The organism is Paenibacillus sp. CMM36, assembly GCF_053570945.1.
Genome location: NZ_JBSEDY010000006.1, coordinates 133,959 through 145,062, shown reverse-complemented (window position 1 = coordinate 145,062; position 11,104 = coordinate 133,959). Strand labels below are relative to the sequence as shown.

Sequence of the window (11,104 nt, the reverse complement as noted above, 5' to 3'; positions counted from 1 at the left end):
AGAAGTTCTTAAGCAGCTTGATATTCTTTTTAGCCAAAATAACTTGTTTACAGAGTAGCTGATTGTCAATTTATAACTCTATTAGCGGGCGCTTATAAAGCGCCCCTTTTCGCATTTTACGTACACTTGTTGGATAGTAGACAAAAAAGAGTTCTAAAGTTTTCACTTTAGAACTCTTTTAACAGAAACAATTATTTGGTAATCGTAATTTGTTTAGATGCAGTATTATAGTTCACCTGATACCCCGAAAGCTCGCTAATCACTCGTAATGGAACCAGCGTGTAGCCGTTAACAATAACCGGAGCAGTGATGTTCGTCGAATAACTTCTAGAGTTGTTTAACTCATATACGGCAAGAGTCGAATTCTTGACTTGAAGCACTACCTGTTTGCCGTCTGTAGGTCGATTCAGAATAATCTTTTTGGTCGATTTTTCATAATTTACCTCGTAACCAATCCGTTCACTGATAAAGCGCAGCGGGACCATCGTCGCCCCATTTATGATCCGAGGAGCCTGAGCCATCGTCGTAGCACGACCATCGACATAAGCTGATTTAGCTCCTGGTGTCAGGGTGAACGAAGATGAATAGGAGGAAACCGCATTGTTAGGATATGAAGACGTTGTACCAGAAGTGGTTGTCGTAGTAGAACTCGTCCCGGATGATGAACTACCGGTACCAATCGCTCTATTGCGAATAGCTTCTAGCCGATCCAGCAGATCGCTTTTACGGGTTCCGCTCGGCAGATCACTGATTGCATCTCTGGCAGAACGCCAGTCGGATGCATTCAGACTGTTTTCCGCAATTCGCATCAAATCTCTTGCTTTCTCATAGTTCGATGAACTAGATGAAGAAGAGTAGTAACCATCCGAATCCGTGCGTTCTGATATCTTTACACCGCTAGATTCTCTTCCATTACTATTGACAGTCACGACCTTAATCTCATACCAGCGTCCTTCTCGCAAATCCGTGATTTTATAGGACTCAGAGCTTGTAGTCCCCTTATAATCACCATCCACATATATCTTCACCTTGTCGGCTCGACTCGGCATATCATAGGTGATTTTGATCCAGGTGTCGCTTTTGCTATCTACTTCAAGATTGGACACTTCTGACGAATTGGAGGACGTACTGTCCGTTGTGGCAGTCAGTCTCACACCGGAGGACAATGTACCTGTGCTTCGCTTAGATCTTATCGTGAACGTATAGGTCTGGCTTGCCGAAAGATTGTTGAAAGTATAGGATGTTCCTGTTGAATCGGTTACCAGTTGCCCGTCCTTATACAGACTGACCGTACTAATTCCGCTAGGCCTTGTCCAGGAAACAGTAACACTATAGTTATTAACTGATGTCACTGAAGCACCTGTCACATCGGGCACGATATCGGTAGAGACCGTAGAAGTTGTAACTGGAATACTAACTCCTTGAGATATATTTCCGGATTTGTCTATCGTTTTGACCGTTACGGTATAGGCTGTGGCAGCATTCAAGACATTAAACGTGTAAGACGTGCCTGTGGTTCTTTGAATTTCTGTACCATTTAAATAGACAATCGCTTGGCTTAAGTCAGCATCCTTAGGCAATATGTAATTGATGGTAAATCCATTATATCCTACATTCGTCGCTGTCAGTCCGCTTACTTCTCCTGGTGGTGTCTTATCCACAGGACCATCACCGGAAGCCGTTTTAGCCTGTATTGTTGTACCGAGAGATTCATTTCCACTCTTATTCACCGTTTTCACGCGAAAGGTATATGTCGTGTTCGGCTGTAAACCGCTCAACATATAAGAGTTACTTCGAATGTTATCTACATACACATCGTTAGTAACACCAACCACTTTTACGTGGTCAAAATTGATGTCCGACGGATTGTTCCAGGACAAATTTACTTTTGTTGTTTCTGTAGGAACCGCTGTCAGATTGCTTACCTCTGCCGGCGCGATATTCGCAGTCACTATTTGGCTCGACATTACTTTTAGCATTTGGTTAAGATAGGTGTTCTGACCATAACCTTTGGTTAACGTAGTCACTTTCGGACCTGAAGTAACAGGCAATTGACTACCTTGAGCGGTTGCTAATTTGGTATGTAACTGTGTTGTATTTAGGCCTGTCAGATTTGAGTAATGCCTCTCAGTCGGCAACGCGCTAGCCACTGCATCGGGTGTCAAAATGCCATATCCCGTATTCAAAATCAGTGTAGCCGTTGCGAACGGAGCCATCCATTGACGCAAACGTTTTTTATTCATATTCTATGCTCTCCTTGATACCAGTATGGAAATTTTATTTGTCAAAAACTAATAAGTTAAGCTTACAAGCCCTTCTGCTGCAATCCAGCTTTTAAAATATGTACCATAATGTACACACGTTCATTTAACTGTTATCGGAATTTGCATACAAAATGTTTAGGCTTCACACCGTATTTTTACTGATAGGGGGTCGCGCATACAATAGGGATACACATTTTGACAAGTTAAATGAAATTACAATTATCGTTTCCAGGAGCGCTAAGCTGTGTGACGTTGGCATCTGCCGTAAATATTCGATATATCGTAACTTTCTACCGTTTAATAACAATGCATTATAGGATATATTAAATTTTAAGTAATAAGAGAAAGAGGTGTATTATGTTCAAAAATGCCTTTAAGATGTTTGGTGTCATTGGTAATATTGAAGCAATTTCATATCTACTGCTTGTGTGTATCGCTATGCCACTTAAATACACAGCTGGAATACCGCAAATGGTAAGCTGGGTGGGTATGATCCATGGGGTACTGTTCGTGGCTTATGTTGTAGCGACTGTGGTCATGCTGATTATGCGGAAAATAACGCTACTGCAAAGTCTTGCTGCCTTGATTGCCTCACTGTTGCCGTTTGGCCCCTTCATTTTTGATCGTAAGGTGCTTAAGAAAGCCGAAGCACGTGCGAGTCATACCAGCCCGATAAAAGCTACATAAGCATGTACAAGGGCAAGTGCTAATACAACAACGCGGCTTTCTCTTCCCACTCATGCAGCAGTATACAAAAACAACCGATGGCTCTAAACCACTCGGTTGTTTTTGTATACGCGAATTTTAAATTGTTACTTTCCCACGCAGTAAGGGAGACTCTAACTTTGTCATTCTTGTTGTCCCTTTCTGCTATATTTATGTAATCACAACAACTAATCTCTCGGGTAATTTACACTCATAATATCCATAAAAGGAACTTTATCCGTTTCTCCATTACTCTCTACATGAACCTTCCCTGTTCTTGGGTCCATTTTAACAATCTGTCCGCGGGTTGTTTCTGCGCGTCCCCATACGGTCAATACAACCTCGGATTGCTCTCGTTGTGCTTCTACAAGCTGATTCCCGATTTCCTCCAGTACAAATTCATCCCGAGTAGGCCGTTTGGGTACCTTCGCTTTTGCCACTTGCTATCACCCTTCCTTTCGTGCAAAATCAAAATCAAATTCATTCTATTTTACCATACTTTTCATCATTTGGTGCTGGTAATGTGAGTAAAATTACGTCTCAGAACCACAAAAAAGCCGAGTTCTCAAAAACGAGAACATCGGCTCTCTAAAGTTACTTGTTGGAGCTCATTAGGAGAGATTGAAAATTGAAGAGACAGGATTATTTGACCAACTGTGGAATGTAATCCACGATATTATAAATAGGAGCACTGCTCTGTTGCGTAACGGCCAAAATCAATGCACCTTCGAGCATCGAAATGATAAGTACCGCCAGACTGCGTGCCTTTTCCTCGTCCCAGCCCGATTCCTGAAGACGCTCCATATAGATGTGCTGCCAATCTGTAAACGTATTCACACAAGCATGACGTAGCGATTCACTAATACAGGAAGTTTCCGCAGCAGCCCAGAAGCCAATCGGCATGAAGTCGTTAAAGCCGGTACGGTCTGCCTCCTCAGCTGTATTACGAATAAAATCCTGAATGGCTAGCACTGGATTATCATTCCCGTCCAGTGTCTGTTTTAATTTTTGCTTTATAAACTCATTCCCTCTTCTTATGCACTCCAAAGCCAATTCTTCTTTACCACGCGGAAAATAATAATAAAGTGACCCTTTCGGTGATCCACTCTCCGCAAGAATCTGATTCAGTCCGGTCGCGTGATACCCCTGATGAAAAAAGAGCTTCGATGCGGTTTGTACGATATTCTCGTATGATTCGGGTTTAGCAGCCATATACAGCATCCTTCATTATTTAATATTTACAACTTATACTTTGACAAAAAAATAACAACATGTTTATTATATATAGACCGATTGTTATAATTCAACACTATTAATTTATTTGGAGGAACAAAAACAACATGAGTACAATGAGTCAAACAAGTTCACCCTCTGAACCCAAAACGTTCAAGGTGCTACCTATTATGATTGCGCTGCTCCTTAGCGGCTTTATTGGGATGTTCAGTGAAACGGCACTTAACATTGCACTGAATGATTTGATGCAGATTTTGCATATTACAACTGCAACAGCCCAATGGCTGACAACCGCTTATCTGCTTACACTTGGTATTTTAGTACCTGTATCGGGATTGCTGATTCAAACCTTTACGACAAGACAGCTGTTTGTTACATCGTTGCTGTTCTCAATAGCTGGTTGTCTCGTTGCTGCGCTTGCACCTACTTTTTCAGTGCTATTGATCGCACGTATTCTTCAGGCCATTGGCACGGCGTTGTTATTGCCATTGATGTTTAACACCATCTTGATCATTTTCCCAGCTGAAAAGAGAGGCGCGGCTATGGGGATCATCGGATTGGTCATTATGTTCGCACCGGCAGTGGGCCCTACCATTGCAGGACTGGTACTGCAAAATCTGTCTTGGCACTGGATCTTCTGGATCTCCCTTCCGTTCTTGGTTCTCTCACTGATTTGCGGTATTTTATTTATGCAAAACGTTTCAAAAACGACCAAGCCCAAAATTGATTTTTTATCTATCCTGTTATCTTCCATTGGCTTCGGCGGTGTCGTGTTCGGTTTCAGTAAATCCGGAGAAGGTGGCGAAGGTTGGGCTAGCCTGATGGTTCTGCTTCCTGTGATTGTCGGTCTGATATCGTTGATTCTGTTCTCTGTACGCCAGTTGAAAATGAAGCAGCCTATGTTGAATTTGCGTGTATTTAAATATCCTATGTTTGTTATTGGTGTTATCATGGTATTCCTATGTATGATGACAATTCTTTCTACGATGCTGATTCTTCCACTCTTTTTGCAAAAGGGGCTGGCTCTGTCTGCTCTAACAGCAGGTTTAGTACTTCTGCCCGGTGGGATTATCAACGGCCTCTTGTCTCCTATTATGGGTTCATTGTTCGATAAATTCGGTCCCAAATGGCTTGTCATTCCAGGACTTGTGATCGTAGCCGCTGTTTTGTTTTTCCTGTCTGGCATTACAACAACATCAACTCTTGTACTCATTATTGTGCTTCATAGCTGCCTAATGATCGGCATTTCCATGATTATGATGCCAGCTCAAACAAACGGCCTTAACCAGCTCCCTATGGATCTATATCCAGATGGAACGGCCATTATGAGTACGCTCCAACAAGTCGCTGGTGCTATCGGTACAGCCGTAGCGGTAAGTATTCTCTCTAAAGGTATGGATGGCTATTTGAGCCAATCCAGTATGCCTGAATCCGTAAATGAAATGGCTAATGCCATGGTAATCGGATCTCAGAATTCATTTTTCTTTGCGATGATCATCAGTGTGATCGGGTTGATCCTTGCGTTTTTCATCCGCAGAGTTCATGTTGAACATGGCACTGCCAAAGCACCCATGCATTAATTCATAATTTTTTGCTATAGCAAACTAAAAATATCTTAATGGGGTACCGTCAGGAAAATGCGGATTTACAACGCTAAGCCCGTTTTCAAGACGATTCCCCCGTTTTTAACAACGCTAAGAAAGTTTCAGTGGTCTTAAAGTATCTAAGAGACTACATTCTCCGAATTAAAATGGTATTCTCCTAATAAATTTATATGTTCCCAGCCTAAAGGTGACATATGGAACATCAAGTCTTCATTAAAACTCCCCGTCTGTTTTTGATATTCAACTGCTTTTGTTAGATGTAGAGTATTCCAAATACTGATGGCATTGATAATTATATTTAAAGCACTGGCTCTTTGAAGCTGATGCTGTATGGTTCGTTCCCTAAGTTTTCCTTTACGATGAAAAAGACTAATGCTAACCCTTTTTAACACTTAAATGTCATTCGATATTCTTTTAGAGTAAAAGTTACAAAGTCGTATTCACTACGAATTTCTTTCAAATGATCCCAAAGTGTATTTTCTCTTTGAGGATAAAGAATAAGCGAAGATGGATTGGCACCGATTTGTTTCGATATATAATGTATGAAATGTATCTGAGAAGCTTTTGATATGAGTGTGTGCCAACCGGGACATCGAAGAACGGCTAATTGAACGGCGAACCCTAAACGGTTATCTTCTCTCCTTCGCTTATTTATAATCTTTAAATCTCTTCTGGAAAAAGTGTAGTAGGTCCCTAGCACCCACTCATCTTCAGGGATTTGCATAAGGGCCTGTCGCTGTTCCGGTGTAAGCAATTCTCTACCTCTCGCAATTTTCATACAGGGTAAATTCTTTTTAACTGTTATGGCAGCATTCAGTGAGCTAGATCGAGAAATGATTAAAGAAAAGCAACGTTCGGGGATAAAATTGGCTAAGCAAAATGGAAAATATCGAGGAAGGGTAAAAAAATATACAGATAAACACCCAGGAATGAACTACAGGCATTGAACGAATATATTTCATAACCAGTTATCTCCTTACCATTGTTAAATATTATTTTACTATCCAAAGGAATAATATAAATGGGTATGTTGGAAAGCTGATTAACTAACCAGCCAATGACCGATCTGTCTGAAAATCCCTTCAGTTTCACTCAGTACTAGTATCCTTTTGCTGTATTAATATTGTTTGACATGAATCCTTTTGTAATCACAGTCGCTAATAAGAAAATAAAACAAATATTTATATTAAATATAATAACTAATTTACTAAATAATGCTACACCAATACTCATACCGATAAAATTGCATAAATTATAAACACCAATACTTATTTTCTTGGATTCTTTCAGTTCCAAATCTAATAAATTATTTAAAGCAACTTGTACAACAGAAAAGGCAATGAAGCAACAAACACTTGTTAAAATGTATACTATGCCTATTTTCGAGTTAAAAATACTAATTAAATAACCTATGAAAAAAATATATAATCCTATTCTATAGAATTTTTTCACATTTTTATTAGTCATATTCTTCCCAATCCCTATACTTGCAAACCCTCCTATTAAAGCACTTATAAAAAATAGGATTCCAGCCTGTATGGGATTAAAAGTATAAGAAAAAATATAAGAGAGAAGAAAAACATTTGCTCCTAGCAAAAAAAATAACAAAAAACTAAGACTAGTTATTCTAACAAAAATTGTATTATTAAATATTTTTTTATCAATAATTGGGTAAGAAACGGTATTGATATGGCGAATAAATAATAGGGAAAATAAACCACAAAAAATAGTAAAAAGAAAATTGATGTTCAAGGCACATAATAAAAAGAGAATACATAATAATAAATAAAACGTCCCTAACCAATCAAATGGAGTCTTATTTTCTACCTTATTTTCTGGAAAAGTAAAATATAAAATTGGTATAAAAATTATTGCACAACTCATAAATAAAAATAACATGTGCCAATCCGTTATGGATAGAATAACACCACTCAGTAAAGGTCCTAAACCTGATCCTAAAGCCATAGCAAAGCTTATAAAAGCAAGACCTATCGGTAATAATGCTCGATCAAGTACATCTATAATTGCAACCATTGTCAGTGAAATAAAGGCTGCCCCTCCGACTCCTTGTGCCATTCTAGATAATACAAGTAAATAAAAATGATCCATAAAAAAGCCCAAAATAGAGAAAAGAACAAAGATAACTAAAGCAAATAGATATAGTTTTTTTAATTGAATGCTTTCAGCAAGCTTACTGTATATTATTGAACCTACTGTGACCATAATTGAATACCCTAAGATAAACCAACTGCTAAAAGATATAGAAATATTTAAGTCTTTAGCAATTGGTACGAGAGCTAAATTAAAAAAGAAACTATTCATTACCCCGAGTAATACAGTACTTAGTAAACAAAACAATATAATCTTATTCTTCAAAGACAAACCCTCCGTTTAACTATTCCATAAAAATAAGACCTTCTTTCCTTTTGTTATAGTTCTAATAGAAATATAATTGAATTGCGGTCAGGATAATCATATTTAATTGGCAAATCCTCTTTATTAATCTCTTTAAATCCAACCTTTTTATAGAAACCGTGTGACCTAGTGGCTTTAGATGGGGTATCTAAAATTATCTTAGAAAAACCTTGTTTCTTAGCAAAATCAAGCAGAGCTTCATAAAGCTTTTTTCCTGTCCCAAATTCTTTGCCACGGTAGTCTTTATAAACAAAAAATTTCTTTAATACAGCAACCTCCTTATTTTTCTTTTGCAAACCAATTGAACCTACGACCTCTCCGTTATCATTTAACGCTATCCAAAAATTACCGCCATCATTTATATAATTTGAATGAATGTCCAGAATGTCCGGTTGTTCTTTAAGACTAATACCCACTTCATATTCGACATTCTGTACATGCAATATTAATTTAATGACTTCTTCTTTATAACTATCATCGTAAACCGTAATCATTTATTAACTCCTCCAACCGTGTTTATTAAAAGAATGCTATTATATATACCTTTTATTAAGATTTCGCTGCTTTTGCTGCTCCCCAAAGTGCACCTGGGAACTCACTTCCTTCAAGTTCCTGAGCGACGACTAGATCCTCAGGTATCTCACCAGGAAAGAGTTTATGCCAGAGAGATTCAGGAGATATTTGTTCTTGCATGGCTTTGACAGCACCTGGAGTTGCTATCGCTCTTGCATCAGGAAAAAAATCTAAAAGCATCTTTATACCAAAGAAATGATCACCATGACCATGAGTGATATAGATTGTGGTTAAGTTTTTACCACTTTTGACAACCCAATCTACCAATGTACATCCCAGTTTAGGGGATTTTTTTTGATTTTAACTTCCGTCATGTCCTTTCTCCTCCCTGACTATTTAGCGTTGTAAATACCTTAATTAAAAGGCACGTCCAGAATCGTTTTCACATAATATCCTTCTGTTTTCAAATTTCCTTAAGATTAACCCGAAACTAATTATTAGTAAAATTGAATTTCGAGAAGTTATCCATTGATTTTTCTGATACTATAGAAGTGATATTACATTGAAAGTTGGTGAACTGATGGAAATACGTCATTTTATTACATTTAATAAAGTTATTCAATTTGGTAGCTTTACACAAGCAGCAGAACATTTAGGTTACACTCAATCCACGGTCACTTCTCATATTCAAGCACTTGAGGAACATTTGGGTGCACCTCTATTTGATCGGATGGGTCGAAAGGTAAGATTGACTGATATAGGCAACAAATTATTGCACTATACTCAAGAAATTTTGGATACTTACGGAAAAATCGAAAGCATTGTAAATGATGGTGATGAAATAAGAGGCGAGTTAAGGATTGCTGCTCCTGAATCTTTAACGGTTTATCGACTTGAACCTATATTAAGAGAATATAGAAATAAGTTTCCCCATGTAAGCATCATTTTAAGTAACGCTACTTGCGGAGATAACAAGAGAGCAATACTTAATGGTAGTGCAGATATTGCATTTCTTATCATGCCAACGTTTCAGGATTCAGATTTAATCGTACATTCTTTATTGGACGAGCCTATTGTCCTTGTTGGAAGTCATGACAACCCGCTGAATGTTTTAGATCAAAGCTATGAAAACCAAAAGTTAAACGAGTGTTTGATCACGAATGAGAAAGAATGCAGTTATCGAACCATGTTTGAAGAATATCTTCGAGAAAGAGGAATCGTACTTTCCAACACGATGGAACTTTGGAGTATTGAGGCGATAAAACGTTGCGTAATGAGTGGGCTGGGTATTGCTTGTTTACCATTAATAACTGTAAATAATGAAATCAAGGATGGAAGGTTAAAGGTTATTCCTTGCAAAGGTGATCTTAAACAGATCTCAGCCCAAGTTGTTTATCATAAAAACAAGTGGATTTCCCCCGCTCTATCAAAGTTTATCGATATTACACTGAAACACACAAGAGACTGGTCATGTGAGGAAATTATTTGTTAAGGCAACCGGAGGCCTTAGTTACATTTTCTCCTCCATAATAGCAGCTAAAATATTTAGTAGTCTATTCAATTAAAATTAAGATAATCAAGATAAAAAATGTATTAACGTATATATATCAGCACCACGTTCTTTTATTGTTTATTACGCTGTCGGAAAAGAAACAATAATCGTTCCTTATTCCATTAAAGGGCCATTTAACAGAACAATTCGAAGAAGGATTTTTAGGAAGCAGAACTTATTAAAGTATCTCATTTTATTATTGGAGGGAATATAATGAGCAGGTTTGAATATGAAATTAAAAATCTCCCTGCATATCGTGTTGTGGGGCTTAAATGCGACGTTGCATTTACTGAAATTGAAACCATAAAAGATGTAATTCAAAATTCAATCAGAAGAGTAGACGAGTTTGAATATGCTGTTAATACAGATGTGAGATTAGGATTGTCTTATCATCTTCGACCTGATGGTTTCGTTTACTATTCTGCCTATGAAGTGCAGGGAGAACAACCACTTATAGAAGGAATGGTTGAAGTTAATGTTCCAGAAATGACTTATTTGGTAACAAAACATAAAGGTGGCAGTATTGAAGAAACATATGAAAAAATCTTGGAATGGTTAAATGGAAGTGAATACGTACCATTTAAAGAGCAAGATGTTGAATATTATGATGAGCTGCCAATAAAGCATGAAAAATACGCAAATAATTCTGACTCAAGCGACCCTCATTTTGAAATCTTAATACCTATAGCTAAACCATAAACGGTTTTTCTTGAAAAGGGCGCTGTAATGGAATAACGAAAAAAGCCTAATTTCCCAGCATTTATTGAAAAATTAGGCTTTTTAATATGAGGATTTCCTTAACGTTGTAAATCCGCATT

Annotated in this window: 10 protein-coding genes and 3 pseudogenes; 5 read left to right on the top strand and 8 right to left on the bottom strand. The window is 37.9% G+C overall.

Going from position 1 to position 11,104, the window contains the following annotated elements; translation table 11 throughout:
• Positions 1-191: 191 nt before the first annotated feature.
• Complete coding sequence (locus ACWA2B_RS14480) at positions 192-2,243, bottom strand: stalk domain-containing protein (RefSeq protein ID WP_449292325.1); 2,052 nt, start codon at positions 2,241-2,243, stop codon at positions 192-194.
• Positions 2,244-2,621: 378 nt separating this feature from the next.
• Between ACWA2B_RS14480 and ACWA2B_RS14475 the strand changes: the two genes are divergently transcribed.
• Positions 2,622-2,951, top strand: coding sequence for a DUF3817 domain-containing protein (locus ACWA2B_RS14475; RefSeq protein WP_342434183.1), 330 nt, complete (start codon positions 2,622-2,624; stop codon positions 2,949-2,951).
• 206 nt (positions 2,952-3,157) lie between these two features.
• Here the strand turns inward: ACWA2B_RS14475 and ACWA2B_RS14470 are convergent, their stop codons facing one another.
• Together ACWA2B_RS14470 and ACWA2B_RS14465 are read right to left on the bottom strand one after the other, a co-directional pair.
• A complete protein-coding gene (locus ACWA2B_RS14470; protein WP_029515150.1) occupies positions 3,158-3,409 on the bottom strand; it encodes a YolD-like family protein in 252 nt (83 codons plus the stop codon).
• A 202-nt stretch (positions 3,410-3,611) separates the two neighbouring features.
• The gene (locus ACWA2B_RS14465; RefSeq protein ID WP_029515149.1) at positions 3,612-4,181 is read right to left on the bottom strand and encodes a TetR/AcrR family transcriptional regulator; all 570 of its coding nucleotides are present in this window, start codon (positions 4,179-4,181) and stop codon (positions 3,612-3,614) included.
• A gap of 137 nt (positions 4,182-4,318) precedes the next feature.
• Between ACWA2B_RS14465 and ACWA2B_RS14460 the strand changes: the two genes are divergently transcribed.
• Entirely contained in the window at positions 4,319-5,782 is a 1,464-nt protein-coding gene (locus ACWA2B_RS14460) for a DHA2 family efflux MFS transporter permease subunit (protein WP_449292364.1), read from the top strand.
• Between the two features lie 114 nt (positions 5,783-5,896).
• On the opposite strand, the pseudogene ACWA2B_RS14455 reads toward ACWA2B_RS14460, so the two are convergent.
• Both ACWA2B_RS14455 and ACWA2B_RS14450 read right to left on the bottom strand, forming a co-directional pair.
• A pseudogene (locus ACWA2B_RS14455) lies at positions 5,897-6,171 on the bottom strand (Tn3 family transposase); the annotation flags it as partial.
• 26 nt (positions 6,172-6,197) lie between these two features.
• Positions 6,198-6,584: pseudogene (locus tag ACWA2B_RS14450) on the bottom strand (DUF4158 domain-containing protein); the annotation flags it as partial.
• A 4-nt stretch (positions 6,585-6,588) separates the two neighbouring features.
• On the opposite strand from ACWA2B_RS14450, the pseudogene ACWA2B_RS14445 reads away from it, so the two are divergent.
• Positions 6,589-6,744: pseudogene (locus ACWA2B_RS14445) on the top strand (recombinase family protein); the annotation flags it as partial.
• 160 nt (positions 6,745-6,904) lie between these two features.
• Here ACWA2B_RS14445 and ACWA2B_RS14440 read toward each other — a convergent pair.
• The 3 genes from ACWA2B_RS14440 to ACWA2B_RS14430 are packed head-to-tail and all read right to left on the bottom strand — an operon-like array spanning position 6,905 to position 9,061.
• Positions 6,905-8,182: an MFS transporter gene (locus ACWA2B_RS14440; protein ID WP_449292324.1), complete on the bottom strand. Its 1,278-nt coding sequence runs from the start codon at positions 8,180-8,182 to the stop codon at positions 6,905-6,907.
• 53 nt (positions 8,183-8,235) lie between these two features.
• On the bottom strand, positions 8,236-8,715 hold the full coding sequence (locus ACWA2B_RS14435; protein ID WP_342426197.1) for a GNAT family N-acetyltransferase: 480 nt from the start codon (positions 8,713-8,715) through the stop codon (positions 8,236-8,238).
• Between the two features lie 55 nt (positions 8,716-8,770).
• On the bottom strand, positions 8,771-9,061 hold the full coding sequence (locus ACWA2B_RS14430; protein WP_449292323.1) for an MBL fold metallo-hydrolase: 291 nt from the start codon (positions 9,059-9,061) through the stop codon (positions 8,771-8,773).
• Positions 9,062-9,296: 235 nt separating this feature from the next.
• Between ACWA2B_RS14430 and ACWA2B_RS14425 the strand changes: the two genes are divergently transcribed.
• Both ACWA2B_RS14425 and ACWA2B_RS14420 read left to right on the top strand, forming a co-directional pair.
• Positions 9,297-10,226, top strand: a complete 930-nt coding sequence (locus ACWA2B_RS14425) for a LysR family transcriptional regulator (protein ID WP_449292322.1) — start codon at positions 9,297-9,299, stop codon at positions 10,224-10,226.
• Between the two features lie 273 nt (positions 10,227-10,499).
• On the top strand, positions 10,500-10,985 hold the full coding sequence (locus tag ACWA2B_RS14420) for a GyrI-like domain-containing protein (RefSeq protein ID WP_449292321.1): 486 nt from the start codon (positions 10,500-10,502) through the stop codon (positions 10,983-10,985).
• Positions 10,986-11,104 lie beyond the last annotated feature (119 nt).